This is a genomic window from Amycolatopsis sp. DG1A-15b, from assembly GCF_030285645.1.
Lineage (GTDB): Bacteria > Actinomycetota > Actinomycetes > Mycobacteriales > Pseudonocardiaceae > Amycolatopsis.
The window spans coordinates 4,710,488-4,727,640 of sequence record NZ_CP127296.1 but is presented as its reverse complement, the minus strand read 5'-3'; the positions used below and the strand labels follow the sequence as shown (position 1 = coordinate 4,727,640).

Annotated in this window: 17 protein-coding genes; 6 read left to right on the top strand and 11 right to left on the bottom strand. The window is 71.2% G+C overall.

Annotated features, from left to right (window positions below; translation table 11 throughout):
- The first annotated feature begins 76 nt into the window (after nt 1–76).
- On the top strand, nt 77–1,825 hold the full coding sequence (locus QRY02_RS21510) for a M64 family metallopeptidase (protein ID WP_285993316.1): 1,749 nt from the start codon (nt 77–79) through the stop codon (nt 1,823–1,825).
- Here QRY02_RS21510 and QRY02_RS21505 read toward each other — a convergent pair whose 3' ends face one another.
- The 8 genes from QRY02_RS21505 to QRY02_RS21470 are packed head-to-tail and all read right to left on the bottom strand — an operon-like array spanning nt 1,826 to nt 11,734.
- Nucleotides 1,826–3,193: a beta-N-acetylhexosaminidase gene (locus QRY02_RS21505; RefSeq protein ID WP_285993315.1), complete on the bottom strand. Its 1,368-nt coding sequence runs from the start codon at nt 3,191–3,193 to the stop codon at nt 1,826–1,828.
- Between the two features lies 1 nt (nt 3,194).
- Nucleotides 3,195–4,043, bottom strand: coding sequence for a carbohydrate ABC transporter permease (locus QRY02_RS21500; protein WP_285993314.1), 849 nt, complete (start codon nt 4,041–4,043; stop codon nt 3,195–3,197).
- Nucleotides 4,034–4,981: a carbohydrate ABC transporter permease gene (locus QRY02_RS21495; RefSeq protein WP_502874226.1), complete on the bottom strand. Its 948-nt coding sequence runs from the start codon at nt 4,979–4,981 to the stop codon at nt 4,034–4,036. The genes QRY02_RS21500 and QRY02_RS21495 overlap by 10 nt, the downstream gene beginning before the upstream one ends.
- Entirely contained in the window at nt 4,981–6,264 is a 1,284-nt protein-coding gene (locus QRY02_RS21490; RefSeq protein WP_285993312.1) for an extracellular solute-binding protein, read from the bottom strand. Before QRY02_RS21490 ends, QRY02_RS21495 begins: the two co-directional genes overlap by 1 nt.
- Before the next feature lie 16 nt (nt 6,265–6,280).
- Nucleotides 6,281–7,414, bottom strand: a complete 1,134-nt coding sequence (locus QRY02_RS21485; RefSeq protein WP_285993311.1) for a lactonase family protein — start codon at nt 7,412–7,414, stop codon at nt 6,281–6,283.
- Nucleotides 7,415–7,455: 41 nt separating this feature from the next.
- Nucleotides 7,456–8,844 carry a GntP family permease gene (locus QRY02_RS21480; protein ID WP_285993310.1) on the bottom strand — a complete coding sequence of 463 codons (1,389 nt, stop codon included), beginning with the start codon at nt 8,842–8,844 and terminating at the stop codon, nt 7,456–7,458.
- Nucleotides 8,841–10,436: an N-acyl-D-amino-acid deacylase family protein gene (locus tag QRY02_RS21475; protein ID WP_285993309.1), complete on the bottom strand. Its 1,596-nt coding sequence runs from the start codon at nt 10,434–10,436 to the stop codon at nt 8,841–8,843. Before QRY02_RS21475 ends, QRY02_RS21480 begins: the two co-directional genes overlap by 4 nt.
- Complete coding sequence (locus QRY02_RS21470) at nt 10,436–11,734, bottom strand: amino acid deaminase (RefSeq protein WP_285993308.1); 1,299 nt, start codon at nt 11,732–11,734, stop codon at nt 10,436–10,438. Before QRY02_RS21470 ends, QRY02_RS21475 begins: the two co-directional genes overlap by 1 nt.
- A 151-nt stretch (nt 11,735–11,885) precedes the next feature.
- Here QRY02_RS21470 and QRY02_RS21465 point away from each other — a divergent pair, with 151 nt between their 5' ends.
- Genes QRY02_RS21465 through QRY02_RS21455 form a run of 3 tightly spaced genes read left to right on the top strand, consistent with a single transcriptional unit; the run spans nt 11,886 to nt 13,959 of the window.
- Entirely contained in the window at nt 11,886–12,821 is a 936-nt protein-coding gene (locus QRY02_RS21465) for a sugar kinase (protein ID WP_502874266.1), read from the top strand.
- Nucleotides 12,818–13,576: an IclR family transcriptional regulator gene (locus QRY02_RS21460; RefSeq protein ID WP_285993306.1), complete on the top strand. Its 759-nt coding sequence runs from the start codon at nt 12,818–12,820 to the stop codon at nt 13,574–13,576. The genes QRY02_RS21465 and QRY02_RS21460 overlap by 4 nt, the downstream gene beginning before the upstream one ends.
- The gene (locus QRY02_RS21455; RefSeq protein WP_013227852.1) at nt 13,576–13,959 is read left to right on the top strand and encodes a RidA family protein; all 384 of its coding nucleotides are present in this window, start codon (nt 13,576–13,578) and stop codon (nt 13,957–13,959) included. The genes QRY02_RS21460 and QRY02_RS21455 overlap by 1 nt, the downstream gene beginning before the upstream one ends.
- A gap of 40 nt (nt 13,960–13,999) precedes the next feature.
- On the opposite strand, the gene QRY02_RS21450 is transcribed toward QRY02_RS21455, so the two are convergent.
- Genes QRY02_RS21450 through QRY02_RS21440 form a run of 3 tightly spaced genes read right to left on the bottom strand, consistent with a single transcriptional unit; the run spans nt 14,000 to nt 16,044 of the window.
- Complete coding sequence (locus QRY02_RS21450; RefSeq protein WP_285993305.1) at nt 14,000–14,995, bottom strand: 1-aminocyclopropane-1-carboxylate deaminase; 996 nt, start codon at nt 14,993–14,995, stop codon at nt 14,000–14,002.
- Nucleotides 14,992–15,627, bottom strand: a complete 636-nt coding sequence (locus QRY02_RS21445; protein ID WP_502874225.1) for a GntR family transcriptional regulator — start codon at nt 15,625–15,627, stop codon at nt 14,992–14,994. The genes QRY02_RS21450 and QRY02_RS21445 overlap by 4 nt, the downstream gene beginning before the upstream one ends.
- Nucleotides 15,628–15,684: 57 nt before the next feature.
- A complete protein-coding gene (locus QRY02_RS21440; protein ID WP_103338665.1) occupies nt 15,685–16,044 on the bottom strand; it encodes a DUF1844 domain-containing protein in 360 nt (119 codons plus the stop codon).
- A gap of 199 nt (nt 16,045–16,243) precedes the next feature.
- On the opposite strand from QRY02_RS21440, the gene infC reads away from it, so the two are divergent.
- Together infC and rpmI are read left to right on the top strand one after the other, a co-directional pair.
- The gene (infC, locus tag QRY02_RS21435; RefSeq protein ID WP_285993303.1) at nt 16,244–16,861 is read left to right on the top strand and encodes a translation initiation factor IF-3; all 618 of its coding nucleotides are present in this window, start codon (nt 16,244–16,246) and stop codon (nt 16,859–16,861) included.
- 68 nt (nt 16,862–16,929) lie between these two features.
- Nucleotides 16,930–17,124 carry a 50S ribosomal protein L35 gene (gene rpmI / locus QRY02_RS21430; RefSeq protein WP_086840453.1) on the top strand — a complete coding sequence of 65 codons (195 nt, stop codon included), beginning with the start codon at nt 16,930–16,932 and terminating at the stop codon, nt 17,122–17,124.
- The last annotated feature ends 29 nt before the right edge of the window (nt 17,125–17,153 follow it).

Genomic DNA, 17,153 nt, shown 5'->3' with positions numbered 1-17,153 from the left:
CTGGCGACTTCTGGCGGTTCCGGCATCGCATTCCGTGCGGTAGACCGGGAAGATCACCGACCAGGGGAGTGCCGCCATGCGGAAGTGGGCCGGGTTCGTCGCAGCGCTCGTGGTTTCGCTCGGGGTCGCCGCTCCGGCGCACGCCGCCGAGCCGGCCGCGAGCGTCACCGAGGTCCAGGTGACCGGGCCGGTCGCGCAGCGGTTCAACCTCGTCGTTCTCGGGGACGGCTACACCGCCGCCGAGCAGCCGAAGTTCTTCGCCGACGTCGAGCGGCACGTCAGCACCCTGTGGTCGCTCGAGCCGTTCAAGTCCTACCGCAGCTACTTCAACGTCTACGCCGTGTCCATCGCCTCGCCGGAGTCCGGTGTGGACTGTGACCCCTCGCTCGACGCGCCCCGCCGGGACACCCCGCTGGACATGGGGTTCTGGGGTGGCTGCAACCCGCAGAGCGTGCAACGGCTGCTGACCGTCGACGACGCCGCCGCCCAGCGGTACGCCGACCTGGTGCCCGGCACGACCAGCGCGAACCGGCAGATCCTGGCGCTGGGCAACAGCGCCACCTACGGCGGCGCGGGCGGCACCTACGCGACGGCGTCCGGCGGGAACGCCCTGTCCGCGCTGATCTCGCCGCACGAACTCGGCCACTCGCTCGGCGGCCTCGACGACGAGTACGACTACTACGCCCGCAATGTCCCGGGCGGCGCCTACGAGGGCGGCGAACCCGACTCGGTCCACCACACGCTGCTCACCGAGCCGCAGATGCGCGCCCAGCACGCGAAGTGGTGGCGCTGGCTCGGCGAACCCAGCGAGGCCGGCGGCACGATCGGCCGCTTCGAAGGCGGGCTGTACTCCCAGACGGGCGTCTGGCGGCCGAGCAGGCACTCGATGATGAAGACGCTCGGCTACGCGTTCGACCAGGTCGGCCGCGAGCGGATGACGCAGCGGATCGCGGCGAAGGTCCCGCTCATCGCCGGCGGCACCCCGGCCGGGACGATCGGCGCCGACCGGGTCGTCCGGGTGCGCCCGCTGCACCCGGTGAGCCACCGCCTCGACATCACGTGGACGCTCGACGGCACGAGGCTGCCCGGCCGCGACGCGGTCGACCTGCGCCGCGCGCACGTCAAGCCGGGCAAGCACACGCTGACGGCGACGGTCACCGACCCGACGCCGTTCGTCCGCGACCCGGCCCTCCGCCCGTCGGCGACCCGCACCTGGACGGTCGACACGGCGGTGGTCACGCCGCCGGCCGGCGGCCCGGCGGTCGTGGCGTCGACGCCGACTTCGCGCCCGGTCGGCGGCCACGACGTGGTGTACGTCGAAACCGGCGAGCCGACCGGCTCGCTCCCCGAGGTCCGGTGGACGCTCGACGGCCGCCCGGCCGGAACCGGCTCCGACTTCGCCCTCGACGAGTCCCGCGGCGCGCACACACTCACCGCGACGACCGGCGGCACGACCCTGACCTGGACGGTGGACGCCACGGGTCCGGCGACCACGGCCGAGCTGCCCGAGGGCGGCGTGTACCACGGTTCGTTCACGATGCGCCTGAAGTCGCCGGACGGAATGCCGGAGTTCCGCGTCGACGGCGACGGTTGGCACAAGTACTACGGCTGGCCGACGGACCCGAACGCGCCGTACCTGTTCACCCCGCGCGGCACGGAGATCGACGGCCTGGCGTACGGAAACCTCGGCGAGGGCGGGCTGACGGTGTCACCGTTCGCGGAGCGGAAGCCGGGGTACGGCACGCACCGGATCGAGTACCGGTCCATCGACGCGGCGGGCAACGTCGGCCCGGTGCGCTCGGTCACGGTGACGCTGCTGCCGTGATCAGCGCGGCCGGCCCGGCACCCCCGGCCGCAGCTGCCACGGGTGCGGTCCGTCCAGCGGCCGGTACTCCACGCCGAGGGCGTCCAGGCGGGGCAGGTGGTGGTCGCGCAGCCGGGGCAGGAACTCCGCGTAGTCCCGGGGCCCGGAACTCCACGCCACCTCGGCAAACGCCGACAACCGCGGGAACGCCATGTAGTCCACCCGCCGGACGCTGTCCAGGTGTTCGCTCCACACCTGCGCCTGCACCCCCCGCAGCCGCGGGCCGCTCAGCGCCGGCTCGTACGCGTACACGTCCTTCAGCGTGTGGACCTCCCCGACCGGGATCGGCTCGTCGGGGTGCGGCGACTGCCGGTGGTCCAGGTACACGTGCTGCTCCGGGCACAGCACCACGTCGTGCCCCGCCGAAGCCGCCCGCAAGCCCGCGTCCTCGTTGCGCCAGGCGGCGATCACCATCGGCGGGAGGCCGTCGGTGTCGAGGACCTCGTCCCAGCCCATCGGGGTGCGGCCGCAGGCCACCAGGTGCCCGGCCAGCTGCCGGACGAACGCGCGGTGCTCGTCGGTCGCGCCCGGCGTCTCGTCGCCGCCCAGGGCGATCACCGGGGACGGGAAGATGTCCAGCAGGTGGTCGAACACCTGCCGGAAGAAGTCCAAAGTGGACTCCACTGGCGAAAGCAGTGAGGTGCTGATGCCCCAGGCGGTCCAGACTTCGTAGGACGACGAAGTCCCCAGCGACGGGTAGGCCGCCAGCGCCGCCCGCGCGTGGCCCGGGATGTCGATCTCCGGCACCACGGTGATGGCCCGCGAAGCGGCGTGAGCGACGATCTCGCGCAAGTCGTCGCCCGTGTAGAACCCGCCGTGCGGACGGCCGTCCTGGACACCTCCGCTGCCTGCCATCGACGACGGCCGCCAGCCGCCCACCGACGTCAGCCGCGGGAACGCCGGGACCTCGAAGCGCCAGCCTTGGTCGTCGGTGAGGTGCAGGTTCAGCACGTTCAGCTTGTGCGCGGCCAGCAGGTCGACGAACCGGAGCACCTCGGCCTTGGTCCGGAAGTGCCGGGCCACGTCGAGCAGGCACCCGCGCCAGCCGAACCGGGGGTGGTCCTCGACGACCCCGCACGGCAGCGAAGAGGGCGTGAACCCGGCCACCCGGAACGCGGACGGCCCCGCGAGCTGCCGCAACGTCTCCCGCCCGTAGCACTCGCCGGCGGAATCGGCCGCCTCCAAAACCACGCCGGAGGGGGTGATCGTGAGCCGGTACCCCTCCGGCGGCAGAGAAGCGGACCGAACCTCCACAGTGGCCGGCCAAGGGCACGAACCCGGCGCGGGTGTCACCGAGACCGGGCGGGGGAGCAGGGTGCCGAAAGCCATGTCAGCCCTTCACGGCGCCGGCCATGCCGGACACCAGCCGTCGTTGGACGAGGACGAAGAAGACCAGCACCGGGATCGTCATCAGCGTCGAGGAGGCCATCACCGCGCCCCAGTCGGTGTCCTCCGGCTTGAAGAACACCAGGATCGCCTGCGGCAGCGTCTGGTTCTCGGTCTTGGAGACGATGAACGTCTTGGCGAAGAGGAAGTCGTTCCAGGCGTGGATGAACGCGAGCACGCTCACCGCCACCAGGCCGGGCGCCACCAGCGGGAACAGGATCTGCCAGGTGAACCGCATCCGCGACGCGCCGTCGAGCTTGGCCGCCTCCTCGAGCTCCACCGGCACCGCGGCGACGAACCCGCGCAGCATCCAGATCGCGAACGGCAGGCTGAACGCCAGGTGCACCAGCATCAGCGAACCCAGTTCGTTCAGCCCGAAGGCCGGCACGACCCCGCCGATCTGGCGCATCAGGAAGAACAGCGGGATGGTCAGCGCCTCCACCGGCACCATCTGGGCGACCAGTGTCATCACCAGCAGCACGGTCCGGCCCTTGAAGGAAAAGCGCGTCAAAGCCACCGCGGAGAGGAACGACAGCAGCAGCGACAGCGCGACGACGACCAGGGCCACCACCAGGCTGTTGACGAAGAACCGGCCGAAGCCCGACACCGTGAGGACGCGCGAAAAGCTGTCGAACGACGGGCTGAACGTCCAGGGCTTCGGGTTCGCCGTCTGGATCTCACCCGCTGGCTTCACCGCCGACAGCACCATCCAGTACAGCGGGAAGGCGACGATGCCGGCGATCACGACGGTGACGACTTCGGCGATCAGCCGGCCGGGACGTTTCACAGCCATGCGGCGCTCCGGCGCTGCGTCCGGACGTACAACCCGGTGACCGACAGCAGCAACAGCGTCATGACGACTCCGATCGCCGAGCCGAGGCCGTACTCCTGCCCCGCGAAGGCCTGCTGGTAGGCGTAGACGTTGAGGACCAGGTTGCGCCCGGCCACGCCGCCGCCGTTGGTCATCACGTAGATCTGGGTGAACACCTTGAAGTCCCAGATGATCGACTGCACGGTCGCGATCATCAGCAGCGGCCGCACCATCGGCAGCACGATCGTCCACGTCGTGCGCCACGCCGACGCGCCGTCGAGCGACGCGGCTTCGAGCACCTCGTCCGGCACGCCTTTGATGCCGGCGTACATCGTGACCAGCACGAACGGGAACGAGCACCAGATCACCTCGGCCGCGACCAGCCCGAAGGCGCCGAGCGTGCCGAAGGTCCACGAGTGGTGCTGCATCGGCAGCCCGAGGCCCGACAGCACCTCGTTGACCAGGCCGAAGTCGGTGTCGAAGAGGAACAGCCAGACGTAGGAGCCCGCGATCGCCGGTGTCGACCACGCGCCCAGCGCGGCGAGGAACAGCAGCGTCCGCGGCAGCGAGCGCACCCGGCTCGCCAGCACCGCGAGCCCGGTGCCGACGATGAGCGAACCGGCGACGCAGGCGGCGGCGAACCCGACGGTCTTGCCGAGCACGGTCCAGAACTGCGCCTGGGACAGCAGGTCGGCGTAGTTCGCGAAGCCGAGGAACACCAGCGGCGCGTTGCCCGCGGCCTGCGGCTGGCCGTAGTCGTAGAACGAAATCAGGACCAGCTGGTAGATCGGGTAGGCCAGCAGCGCGGCGAGCAGGACGCCCGCCGGGGCGAGGTAGAGCGCGGCGGCCCGGCCGTCCCCCTTCCGCCCCGGCCGCCGCGCGGGGGCCGTGACGGAAGGGGCTTCCTGGACCGTCACCACTAGCCGAAGGCCTTGTTCATCGCGGCGGCCGCGTCCGCCAGGGCCGCCGCCGGGTCCTTCCCGCCGGTGGCGATCTGCTGCACGGCCGTCGGCAGCACGTTCTGGCTGTCGATCTTCGACCACGCCGGCGTCGCCGGGACGAACTTCGTGCCCGCCTTCAGGGTGTCGACGAACGGCTTGAGGAACGGGTCGTTCGCCGCGAGCTTCTGCTGCACGCCGCTCAGCGTCGGCAGGTTCCCCATCGCGGTGTACATCTTCTCCTGGTACTTCGCGCCGCCGAGCAGCTCGACGAACTCCAGCGCCAGGCTGCGGTGCTTGCTCGCCTTGAACACGCCCAGCAGGTTGCCGCCGGCGAAGGCGGGCGCGGTGCTGCCCGCGGTGGTGCCCGGCAGCGGCACGACGGCGTATTTGCCCTTCACCGCACCCTGCTCGACGGCCTTGCGGTTGAAGTCGCCGCCGATGGTCATCCCGGCCTTGCCGCCGGCGAACGCCGTGACGCTCTGCGTGCCGGTCAGGTTGGCGCACTGGGCCGGCGGGCAGATGTCGTCCTTGAGCAGGTTCGCGTACTGGGTGACCCCGGCCTTGGCCTGCTCGCCGTTGACCGTCGACGTCCACTTGCCGCCGTTGTCCTGCGCCAGCTCCCCGCCGTTGGCCCAGAGGAAGGGCAGCATCGCGTAGGTGTACTTGCCGCCGACGGCGATGCCGTAGAGGTCCGGTTTGGCGGCGCGGATCCGGCGGGCGGTGTCGGTCAGCTCGGCCAGCGTGGCCGGCGGCTTCAGGCCGAGCTCGGTGAAGACGTCGGTGCGGTAGTACAACGCGCGGATACCGGTGTACCAGGGCAGCCCGTAGGTCTGGCCGCCGGACTTCGCGGTGTCCAGCACGGTCGGGATGAGGTCCTTGCCCTCGGGCCACGCCGCGAGGTCGCCGGTCAGGTCGGCCAGCGCCCCGGTGGCCGCGTAGTTCGAGACGTCGGTGTTGCCGAACTCGGCGACGTCCGGGGCGTTGGCCGGGTCGTTGAAGGCACCGGAGAACTTGTCGGCGCGGCCCTCGACCGGCACCCACTGGACGTCGACCTCGACGCCGGCGTGGGCCGCCTTGAACTCGGCGATGGCTTCCTTGACCGCGGCCTCCTTCGGGGCGCGGCTGGCCTCGTCGAACAGCCAGACGCGGACGGTGCCGGTCTTGTCGTCCCCGCCGCCGCCCGCGGGGGCGGACTGGGTGGGCGCGCAGCCGGCCAGCAGGGCCAGCCCGGCGACGACGGGCAGGGTGCGGCGCAGTCTCATGGGGAACCTCACGGGGTCAGGCGAAGTAAACGGAGTTGACGCTGCCGACGGCCAGCTGTCCGGCAGCCGCGCCGGGCAGGCCGGTGGCCGGGTCACGCGGCAGCCAGGTGACGGTGCCGGAGCGCTGGTTCGAGACGTAGAACCAGCTTTCGGCCGGGTCGAGGGCCACGTGCCGCGGCCAGTTGCCGCCGGTCGGCACGCTCGACACCAGCTTCAGCGTCGCGCCGCCGCCGGAGACGGCGAACGTGGCCAGCGTGTTCGGGCCGCGGACGGTCGCGTGGACGAACTTCCCGTCGTTCGACACGACGATCTCGCCCGGGAACTGGTCACCGGTGCTCCCGGCGGGCACGGCCGGGACGACGGAGAGCGCTTTCAGCTTCCCCGCCGCCGCGTCCCAGCTCGCCACCGTCACCTCTGCCCGCAGCTCGCCCAGGATGTAGGCGAACTTCCCGGCGCGGTCGAACGCGAGGTGCCGCGGCCCGGCGCCGGACGGCAGCTTCAGCTGCTGGTGCAGCGAAAGCTTCCCGGCGGCGAAGCCGTAGACGTACACCGAGTCGGCGCCCAGGTCGACCGCCAGGACCCAGCGGCCGGTCGGGTCGTTGACGACCTGGTGGGCGTGCGCGTCCCGCTCGGCGCCGTGGTGGGTGACGAGGTCCGTGGCCGCGCCGAGCTTGCCACCGGCCAGGATCGGCAACACGACGACGCTGCCCGAACTGTAGTTCGCGGCCAGCACGTACTTCCCGCTCGAATGCACGCTCAGGTGCGTCGGCGCGCCGCCCTTCGACGAGACCTTGTTCAGCAGCTTCGGTTTCACCGGGTCGGCGAGGCTCAACGCCGAGACGTACCCGGCCGGGTCGCCTTCGTTGGTGACGTACAGCGTCTTGCCGTCGGCGCTGCGGTCGAACCACGACGTGTCGGTGATCCCCGGGATGGTGCGGACCGGGGACAGCGCCGCGCCCGAACGGGTGGCGACGTCGAGGCCGTGCCCGGTCGCCCCGGTGGTGTAGCTGCCGATGTACACGGTTGTGCCGGCGAAGCAGCCCTTCTCCGTGGTGGCCGCGCCGGCGACCTGCGCACCGAGAACGGTGGCGGCGCCCGCGCCGGCCGCGGCACCGAGGAACGTACGACGGGAAAGTCCGGTCATCGTCATTGTCTCCCAACGGGTTTCGGCGGCGACAGCTCCAGTATGGTCTAGACCACGGCCATGAGCAATGCCGAAGCCGCGAAACCCGAAACGGAAAGCACGGTTTCCAGCGCCGTCCAGGACTTGAGCGTCTGCGGCACGGTGAGGTTGAAGTACCGCGAGACGATCCAGAAGCCGCCGTCGTTGACGTGCGAGGCGATGATCGAGCCGGCCGAAATCGCCATCACGAGCAGCGCCAGCTGGATCTGCGAATAGCCGAGCTGGGCCACGGTCGGGGCGATGATCCCGCTCGTGGTCACGATGGCGACGGTCGCCGAACCCTGTGCGATCCGCATGCCGCAGCTGATGACGTAGGCCGCGAGCAGCACCGGCAGCCCGGCGTCGTGCAGCGAGTCGGCCACGGCCTTGCCGATCCCGGTCGCCGAGAGCACCGCGCCGAAGAACGCGCCCGCGCCGACGACCAGCAGGATCATCGCGACCGGCCGCAGCGACTTCGCGGCCAGCTCGTTGAGGTCCTTGCCGGTGAACCCGCGGCGCAGGCCCAGCAGCCAGGACGCGAGCAGCACGGCGACGGTCAGCGCGACGGCGGGGGTGCCGATGAACGCGGCGACACCGGCGAGCGCGGAGCCCTTCGGCAGCCAGATGCTGCCGAACGTGCCGGCCAGGATGAGCACCAGCGGCACCGCGATGATGGCCGCGACCAGCCCGAGCGACGGCGGGTTCTCCTCGCGCTCGCCCTCCTCCTCGGCGAACACCATGTCCTCGGGCACGTCGACCACGATGCGCTTGCCGATCCACGTCGAGTAGAGCACGCCGCCGACGAGGAACGCGGGAATGCCGCAGGCCAGGCCCATCAGGATGATCCAGCCGAGCTCGACGTGCAGCAGCCCGGCCGCGGCCACCGGGCCCGGGTGCGGCGGCAGGAAGGCGTGCGTGATCGACAGGCCGGCCAGCAGTGGCATCGCGTACAGCACCAGGGACTTGCCGCCCTGCTTCGCGGCGACGTAGACCAGTGGGGCCAGCACGAAGATGCCGATGTCGAAGAACACCGGGATGCCGAAGACGAACCCGGCGACCCCCATGGCCAGCGGCGCGCGCTTCTCGCCGAACGACCGCAGCAGTGCCCCGGTGAGCACCTTCGCGCCGCCCGAGCGTTCCAGGATCGACCCGAGGATCGTGCCCAGGCCGATGATCGCCGTGATGTGCCCCAGGATGCTGCCGAACCCCTTTTCCAGCAGGGAGTCCGACGCCTTCTGGGCCGACCCGACGATGGTGCCGACCGGCAGGCCCGCGGCCAGCGCCGTCAGCAGGCCGACGACGATCAGCGCGATGAAGGGCTCCAGCTTCAGCTTGATGATCAGCACCAGCAGGACGGCGATCGAGACGGCGGCGAGCGTGAGCAGCCCGCCGGTGGTGTGTTGCAGCCAGTGGATCATCGGGTTCTCCCGGGATTGCGCAGGGAACCACCGGCGAGGGCGCCGGTGGGACGACCGTCGTCGAGGGCGGCGACGCCGTTGACGAACACGTGGGTGAGGCCCGTGGCGGGTTGCCGCGGGTCTTCGAAGGTGGCGGTGTCGGCGATCGTTTCGGGGTCGAACAGCACCAGGTCCGCGGCGTACCCGGCGCGGACGAGCCCGCGGTCGGCCAGCCGCAGCCGCCGCGCGGCCCGCCCGGTCAGGTGGGCGATGCACTCGGCGAGGTCCAGCACGCCCAGTTCGCGGACGTACCGGGCGAGATAACGCGGGAAAGTCCCCCACGCGCGCGGGTGCGGCCGCGCGCCGACGAGCAGGCCGTCGCTGCCGCCGGTGTGCGTGGAGTGCCGCATGATGGCCTGGACGTTCTCCTCGTGCCCGACGTGCATCAGGCACGACGTCCCGAGCCGTTCGTCGAGCAGGGTGTCGAAGTACAGCTTCGCGGGCTCCGTGCCTTCCCGGCGGGCCGACGCGGCGACGCTGTGCCCGACGAGGTGCGCGTTGCGGTCGTGGCGGACACCGTTGATTTCGATGGCCTCCCAGTCGATCGGCACGCCGTGCGCACCGTCCGAACCGGACTCCTCGATCTCGGCGCGGATCCGCTCGCGTTCGTCCACATCGGACAAGCGGGCGAGGGTCGCGGCCAGCCCGCCTTCGGTGGCCCAGCTCGGCAGCAGCGCCGAGAGGTAGGTCGCGCCGGGCAGGTACGGGTAGGTGTCCAGGGAGATGTCGCAGCCGTCGTCGAGCGCGTCGTCCAGCAGCTTCAGCAGCTCGGGCGCCTTGCCCTTGTTGACCGAGAAGTTCATCGTCGCGTGGGCCAGGTGCAGGGGACAGCCGGAGCGCCGCGAGACGTCGATCATCTCGGCGAACGCCTCCAGCGCGCCCTTGCCGTAGCTGCGGTGGTGCGGGCTGTAGAACCCGCCCCGCTCGCCGACGACCCGGCACAGCTCGACCAGCTCGCCGGTCTCCGCGTACATCCCCGGCGTGTAGGTGAGGCCCGACGACATCCCCATCGCGCCTTCGTGCAGGCCGGTCGCGACCAGTTCCTTCATGCGGGCCAGCTCGGCGTCCGTGGCGGGCCGGTCGTCCCAGCCGACGGCGAGCATCCGGACCGTGCCCTGGGGCACCAGGTAGGCGGCGTTGACGGCGATGCCCCGGTCGAGCCGGTCGAGGTACTCGCCGACCGAGCGCCAGTTCCAGTCGAACCCCGGCGGGTCGTCGTTCCAGCCCGCGAGCTGCTGCCGCAGCGCTTCGAGCACGACGTCGTCGACGGGCGCGTACGACAGCCCGTCCTGGCCGAGCACCTCGGTCGTCACCCCCTGGGTGATCTTCGCCGGGTGGTCCGGGTTGGCCAGCAGCTGCAGGTCCGAGTGCGAGTGCATGTCGATGAAGCCGGGCGCGAGCACCAGGCCGTCGGCGCCGATGGTCCGGCGCCCGGCCAGCGACCCCGCCTCGGCGACACTGGCGATCCTGGCTCCGGTGATCCCGACGTCGTGCCGCGTGATCGCGTCGCCGGTCCCGTCGGCCACCAGGGCGCCCCGCAGGACGAGGTCCATCAGAACCACGTCCGGACGTAGTCGACGACGGTCTCGCCGTCGGCCGCGGTCACCGGCAGCAGCGGCCACTTGTCGAACACCGTGCACGGGTGGGAGAGCCCGAGCCCGATCCAGTCGCCGACCTCGACCGGCGACCCCGGCGGCAGCGCGAGGAAGGCGTGCTGGTCGTTCAGCTTCGTGACCGCGTGGCCGTCGAGGGGTTCGGCGGGCCCGTCCGGGGTGCGGCGCAGCTGCGGCTCGGGCAGGCCCTCGTCGAAGGACGCGTCGCGCTTGCCGATGGTGAGCAGCGCGAGCTCGTCCGACGGCTTCGACGTCACCTGCGCCCACGCCCGCAGCGCGGGCCGGAACGAGTCGACGCCGTCGATGCGCGGGTGGTCGCCGAGCGGGGAGATCTCGCGGTAGAACCCGTCGTCGTGGGTGAGGTAGGCGCCGCTGCGCAGCACCGGCAGCACGTCCAGGCCGTCCGGCCACGGCTTCGTCAGCTCGTTCGCCACCTGGTCGAAGTAGGCACTCCCGCCGGCGGTGACGACGATCTGCCCGTCGAGGAGTCCCTGGTCCGCGAACGAGATCGCCAGGTCGCGCAGACCGTCCACATAGGAGCTGATCTTGGCCAGGGCGGCTTCGTCGGTGCCGTGGGACAGCGCGCCTTCGTACCCGCCGGTGCCCCGCAGCCGCAGCACCGGGCTCGCCTGGATCGCCTCGGCGACCGCCAGCGCGGTCGCGGTGTCGCGGACGCCGGTGCGGCCGCCGTCGGCGCCCAGTTCGACCAGGACGTCCACCGGGCGCGCGGAGCCTTCCAGGGCCGCGGTCATCAGCTCGACGCCGCGGACGGAGTCGACCCAGCAGAAGAACTCGAAGCCCGGGTCGGCCGCCAGCTCGGCGGCCAGCCAGCGCAGGCCGGCCGGGTCGAGGAGCTGGTTGGCCAGCAGGATCCGGGACACCCCGAAGGCGCGGTAGATCCGGAGGTGACCGGCGTTCGCGCAGGTCACGCCCCACGCGCCGTGCTCGATCTGGCGTGCGAACAGCTGCGGTGCCATGGTCGTCTTGCCGTGCGGGGCGAGCACGACGCCGCGGGCGGCGCACCAGGCGGCCATCGTGCGCAGGTTGTGTTCGAGTGCTTCGTCGTCGAGGACGACGAAGGGGCCGAAGAACCCGTCGCTGAACAGGTTCAGCCGGCGGTCCGCGGCCTCTTGCAGGGTGAGTCCGGTCAGGGCGGGCGCGGCGGAGCGGAAGCGCCAGTCGACGCGCTCCTGGCGGAGGGCGTCGAGCGTGGCGGGGTCCATCAGGCAACGATTCATCGGCGGCGACCTCTGTTGCGTATGTTGCAACGACTGTTGCGCATTTTGAGTGCCATAGGTGTAGCATCCGGGTCGCCACAGGTCAACGGGGTGAAGGGCAGGGAGACGGAAAGTGACGAGCGGGCCCGAGGTGTTGTGCGTGGGCGAGTCGATGGCGCTGTTCGTGCCCGCCGAACCCGGCCCGCCGGACGAGGTGAAGCACTGGGTGCGCACCATCGGCGGCGCCGAATCGAACGTGGCCTGCAACCTGCCGACGCTGGGCGTGCGCAGCGGCTGGGTGAGCGCGGTCGGGGACGACCCGTTCGGCCGGGCGATGCTGCGGGAGGTCGCCTCCCACGGCGTCGACGTCAGCGCGTGTTCCGTCGACCCGCTGCGCCCGACCGGGCTCTACGTCAAGGAAAGCGGCGCCGGCGGCAGTCCCGTGCGCTACTACCGGACGGGCTCGGCCGCGTCCGGGATGGGCCCGTCGCTGCTGGACCGGCTGGACCTCGACGGCGTCCGCGTGCTGCACCTGTCGGGCATCACGCCCGCGCTGTCGGACAGCTGCCTCGCGCTGGTGCGTGCCCTGCTGGAGCTGCCCCGCGGCGACCGGCTGATCTCCTTCGACGTCAACCTGCGGCCGGCGCTGTGGGCCGGCCGTGACCCCGGCCTGCTCGCCGACCTGGCCGGGCGGGCGGACATCGTCCTGACCGGCGACGACGAAGCTCAGCAGGTGTGGGGGACCGGCGATCCGGCGGAACTGCGCGCGCTGCTGCCGGGGCCGCGCACGCTCGTGGTCAAGCACGGTGAGCGCGGTGCGACGCTGGTCGAGGGGGAGCCGTTGTTCGCGCCCGCGCTGAAGGTCGACGTCGTCGAGCCGGTCGGCGCCGGCGACGCGTTCGCCGCGGGCTTCCTCGCCGCGACCCTGCGCGGGGCCACACCCTTGGAACGGCTGCGGCAGGGGCACCTGCAGGCCGCCGTCACCCTGCTGACCCACGACGACGTCGGCGTGCCGCTGCCGCCCGAGGTCGTGGATACCCTGCTCCACGCGGACCCGGACGAGTGGCGTTCGGCCCGGCTGACCGGAGAGGGCGTGGTGCTCGCATGAGTCAAAGCCTGGACCGCGCGCTGACGCTGCTGGGTTCGATCGCGCAGGACGCGCGGACCCTCGACGACCTCGCCGACGAGATCGGCGTGCACAAGTCGACGGTGCTGCGGCTGCTGCGCACCCTCGAACAGCACCACTTCGTCCGCCGCGAAGGCGCTCGCCACTACCGGCTGGGCAGCGCCATGTTCGACCTCGCCAACCAGGCCCTGGACTCCTTCGACGTCCGGCGCAGCGCCCACCCCGCGCTCGCCGCCCTCAACTCGCGCACCGGGCACACCGTGCACCTGGCCAGCTACGAGGACGGCGAAGTCGTCTACATCGACAAGTTCGAAGGCCGGCACTCGGTGCGGATGTACTCGCGCATCGGCAAGCGCGCGCCACTGCACTGCACCGCGGTGGGGAAGGTGCTGGTCGCCGCCATGCCCGCGGCCCGCCGCGAGGAGATCGCGCGGTCGATCGAGTACCCGGTGCGGACGCCGAACACGATCACCGGCCCCGAGGCCTACCTCGCCGAGCTGGAGCGCGTGGCGCAGCTCGGGTACGCCGTCGACAACGCCGAACACGAGGACTTCATCCACTGCATCGCGGCGCCGGTGCGGGGCACGGGCGGCGAAGTCCTCGCCGCCGCGTCGATGTCGGTGCCGAAGGTGCTGCTCGACTACGAAGGCCTGCTGGCGCTGGTGCCGGAGCTGCGGGCCGCCACGAAGGAAGCTTCCGTCCACAGTGGATGGACGGAGAACGGAAAGGGGCACTGATGAGCAAGACGGCAGTTTCCACCGAGAACGCGCCGAAGCCGCCGGCGAAGTTCTCGCAGGCCGTCCGCAAGGGGAACCTGCTGCAGGTCGCCGGCCAGGTCGCCTTCGACCCGGCCACGAACGAGATCGTCGGTGCCGACGTCGCGGGCCAGACCCGGCAGACGTTCAAGAACATCGAAGCCGTGCTGACGGCGGCGGGCTCGAGTCTCGCCGACGCGATCATGGTCCGGGTGTACCTGACCGACACCGCGCACTTCGCGCCGTTCAACGAGGTGTACGACGAGCTGATCGGCGACGCGCCGCAGCCCGCCCGCACGACGGTGTACGTCGGCCTCCCGGGCGAGCTCCTCGTCGAGATCGACGTGCTCTGCGTGCTGGACTGAGGTTTCGCCGGGGCCGGGTGCGTGCCCGGCCCCGGCGCGCTCAGCCCAGGACGCTCGTGTAGCCGTTGAGCGCGGGCTGCCCGCCGAGGTGGGCGTACAGGACGTTCGAGCCGCGCTCGATCTCGCCGCTCCCGACGAGGTCGATCAGCGCGGCCATCGACTTGCCCTCGTACACCGGGTCGGTGATCATGCCCTCCAGCCGGGCGCACGTTTCGATCGCGTCCACAGTGGACTTGTCGGGGATGCCGTAGACCCCGCCGTGGTAGCGGTCGTCCAGCTCGACCTCCGCGATCTCGCCGGCGCCGATCAGCTCGGCGGTGTTGCGCGCGATGCGCGTGATTTGCTCGCGGGTCTCGCCGGGCTTCGCGGAGGCGTCGATGCCGAGGATGCGCCGGTTCCGGTGGCCGGCCACCCCGGCGACCATGCCACCCTGGGTGCTGCCGGTGACCGAGCAGACGATCACGGTGTCGAAGAAGACGCCGAGTTCCTTCTCCTGCTGTTCCAGCTCCACGACCCAGTTCGCGAAGCCGAGGCCGCCGAGCCGGTGGTCCGACGCGCCGGCCGGGATGGCGTACGGCTTCCCGCCGTTCTGTTCGATCTCGGCGACCGCGTCCTCCCACGCCTGCTTGAACCCGATGCCGAAGCCGGCCTGGACGAGCCGGACGTCCGCGCCGAGGATGCGCGAGAGCTGGATGTTGCCGACCTTGTCGTAGAGCGGGTCGTGCCAGTCGACCCAGCTTTCCTGCACGAGCACGGCCTTCAGCCCGGCGCGCGCGGCGGCCGCGGCGACCTGCCGGGTGTGGTTGGACTGGACGCCGCCGATGGAGACGAGCGTGTCGGCTCCCTGCGCCAGCGCGTCGGCGACGAGGTATTCGAGCTTGCGGGTCTTGTTGCCGCCGTAGGCGAGGCCGGAGTTGACGTCCTCGCGCTTGGCCCAGACCTGCGCGCCGCCGAGGTGCGCGGTGAGGCGCTCGAGCGGGTGCACCGGCGACGGACCGAAGAGCAGCGGGAAGCGCGGGAAGGCGTCGAGGGTCACAGTTCCTCCAGCAGGTCGGTCCAGATGGTCGAGATCACCGAGACGGCGGTTTCGGTGTCCCGCTTCTCGAGGGCGTCGATGAGCTTCGTGTGGCGCTCGACCGAGTTCCAGGCCAGCGTCGAGCTGAACCGGGCGTGTTCCAGGCGGCGCAGCAGGGGCGTGTAGCGGTCGAGGGTCGCGGCCACCGCGGCGTTGCCCGCCAGGCGGACCGGGACGTCGTGCAGCTCGTCGTCGGCTTTCACGGCGGCGGCGATGTCGCGCGCTTCGATCGCCGCGGCGAAGCGGTCGTTGGCCGCGCGCATCGCGGCGATGTCGGCCGGCCGGCAGCGGGGGGCCGCCTGGCGGACGGCGAACTCGTGCAGCAACCGGACGATCTGGCGGGCGTCGATGACGTCGGGCGACATCACCTCGGAGACCCGGGTGTAGCTCTGGGGCTTGGAGTCGACCAGGCCGTCGTCGGCCAGGCGCAGCAGGGCCTGGCGCACCGGGGCCTTGGACAGGCCGAGCTGCTCGGCGAGGTCGGCGTCCCGGAGCGGGGTGCCCGGGGGGAGCGTGCCGTCGACGATCGCGGTCCGGATGCGGTCGTACGCCTCGTCGCGCAGGAGCGGCCGAGTGACCTTTGAGAGACTCACATCTAACATTTTAGATGTCGGACGACTCGCTCGGCAAGTGGCCGAGCGAGTGAAAGGTCAGTAGACCGGGCCGGTGTACTTTTCGCCGGGGCCCTGCCCGGGCTCGTCGGGCACGGCCGACGCCTCCCGGAACGCCTTCTGGAGCGACTGCAGGCCGTCGCGCAGCGGCCCGGCGTGCAGGCCCAGGTACTCCGCGGAGGCCGTCACGAGCCCGGCCAGCGCGGTGATGAGGCGGCGCGCTTCGTCGAGGTCGCGGTGCGGGGAGGTGGCGGGGTCGGCGTCGGCCAGGCCGAGCCGTTCGGCGCCGGCCGACAGCAGCATGACGGCGGCGCGGCTGATCACCTCCACGCTGGGGATGTCCTCCAGGTGGCGCGCGTCCGGGGAATACGGGGGCTGTTGGGAAGGTTGTTCCGACACGTCTGGTACCCTTCCACGAGCGACCAGCCCCCGAGCGATCGGGGGCGGCAAGTGGAGCCCCGCTCCCACCCGCGTCACCGTACAGGTGGCCGGGTCCGGTCTCACCCGGACGTGAAGTCAGGGTGAAGAAGTGTCCTCCGGGGCACGATCGGAAACAGAGTGGGCCCCGCGCACCGAACGGTGTCGGGGCCTTCGCTATGTGGGCACCAGGTCGAACGAGAACAGGAAACATTCCTCGGACCAAGGAGGCCCCATCAGCTCCGAGACACGCATCAACGACCGAATCCGGGTGCCGGAGGTCCGTCTCGTCGGACCCGCCGGCGAACAGGTCGGCATCGTCCGGATCGAGGATGCGCTGCGCCTGGCGCAGGAGAACGACCTCGACCTCGTCGAGGTCGCGCCGCAGGCCCGCCCGCCGGTGTGCAAGCTCATGGACTTCGGCAAGTTCAAGTACGAGAGCGCGCAGAAGGCCCGCGAGTCGCGTCGGAACCAGCAGCTGACCGTCATCAAGGAACAGAAGCTGCGCCCCAAGATCGACCAGCACGACTACGAGACCAAGAAGGGTCACGTGTCGCGCTTCCTGGCGGCGGGCAACAAGGTCAAGGTCACGATCATGTTCCGCGGTCGCGAGCAGTCCCGGCCGGAGCTCGGCTACCGGCTGCTGCAGAAGCTCGCCGAGGACGTCACCGAACTGGGTTTCGTCGAGTCTTCGGCGAAGCAGGACGGTCGCAACATGATCATGGTGCTGGCCCCGCACAAGAACGTGAAGCCGAAGGCGAAGGCCGAGGCGGCCCCCGAGCCGACTTCCGAGGCATAAGCGCCGACCAGCACGAGCCAGCGGCTCACCGGAATCTCCGGTGAGCCGCCGCACGAAAGAGGACAGAAATGCCGAAGATGAAGACCCACAGCGGGACGTCCAAGCGCATCCGCAAGACGGGGACGGGCAAGCTGCGCCGCCAGATGACCGGCCGGCGTCACCGCATGGAGAAGAAGTCCAGCCGCGTGACCCGCCGCCTCGAGGGCACCACCGAGGTGTCCAAGACCGAGGTCAGCCGCGTGAAGCGCCTGCTCGGCATCTGATCCCGCAGAACTTGCTGTAACCACCCGGG

What these genes read in the sequence shown, in the direction of transcription:
- QRY02_RS21475 (WP_285993309.1), bottom strand. Translation starts at nt 10,436, where the DNA reads ATGGACCTCGTCCTGCGGGGCGCCCTGGTGGCCGACGGGACCGGCGAC.
- QRY02_RS21460 (WP_285993306.1), top strand. Translation starts at nt 12,818, where the DNA reads ATGAGTCAAAGCCTGGACCGCGCGCTGACGCTGCTGGGTTCGATCGCG.
- QRY02_RS21510 (WP_285993316.1), top strand. Translation starts at nt 77, where the DNA reads ATGCGGAAGTGGGCCGGGTTCGTCGCAGCGCTCGTGGTTTCGCTCGGG.
- rpmI (WP_086840453.1), top strand. Translation starts at nt 16,930, where the DNA reads ATGCCGAAGATGAAGACCCACAGCGGGACGTCCAAGCGCATCCGCAAG.
- QRY02_RS21455 (WP_013227852.1), top strand. Translation starts at nt 13,576, where the DNA reads ATGAGCAAGACGGCAGTTTCCACCGAGAACGCGCCGAAGCCGCCGGCG.
- QRY02_RS21490 (WP_285993312.1), bottom strand. Translation starts at nt 6,264, where the DNA reads ATGAGACTGCGCCGCACCCTGCCCGTCGTCGCCGGGCTGGCCCTGCTG.
- QRY02_RS21500 (WP_285993314.1), bottom strand. Translation starts at nt 4,043, where the DNA reads ATGGCTGTGAAACGTCCCGGCCGGCTGATCGCCGAAGTCGTCACCGTC.
- QRY02_RS21505 (WP_285993315.1), bottom strand. Translation starts at nt 3,193, where the DNA reads ATGGCTTTCGGCACCCTGCTCCCCCGCCCGGTCTCGGTGACACCCGCG.
- QRY02_RS21480 (WP_285993310.1), bottom strand. Translation starts at nt 8,844, where the DNA reads ATGATCCACTGGCTGCAACACACCACCGGCGGGCTGCTCACGCTCGCC.
- QRY02_RS21470 (WP_285993308.1), bottom strand. Translation starts at nt 11,734, where the DNA reads ATGAATCGTTGCCTGATGGACCCCGCCACGCTCGACGCCCTCCGCCAG.
- QRY02_RS21485 (WP_285993311.1), bottom strand. Translation starts at nt 7,414, where the DNA reads ATGACGATGACCGGACTTTCCCGTCGTACGTTCCTCGGTGCCGCGGCC.
- QRY02_RS21465 (WP_502874266.1), top strand. Translation starts at nt 11,886, where the DNA reads ATGGCGCTGTTCGTGCCCGCCGAACCCGGCCCGCCGGACGAGGTGAAG.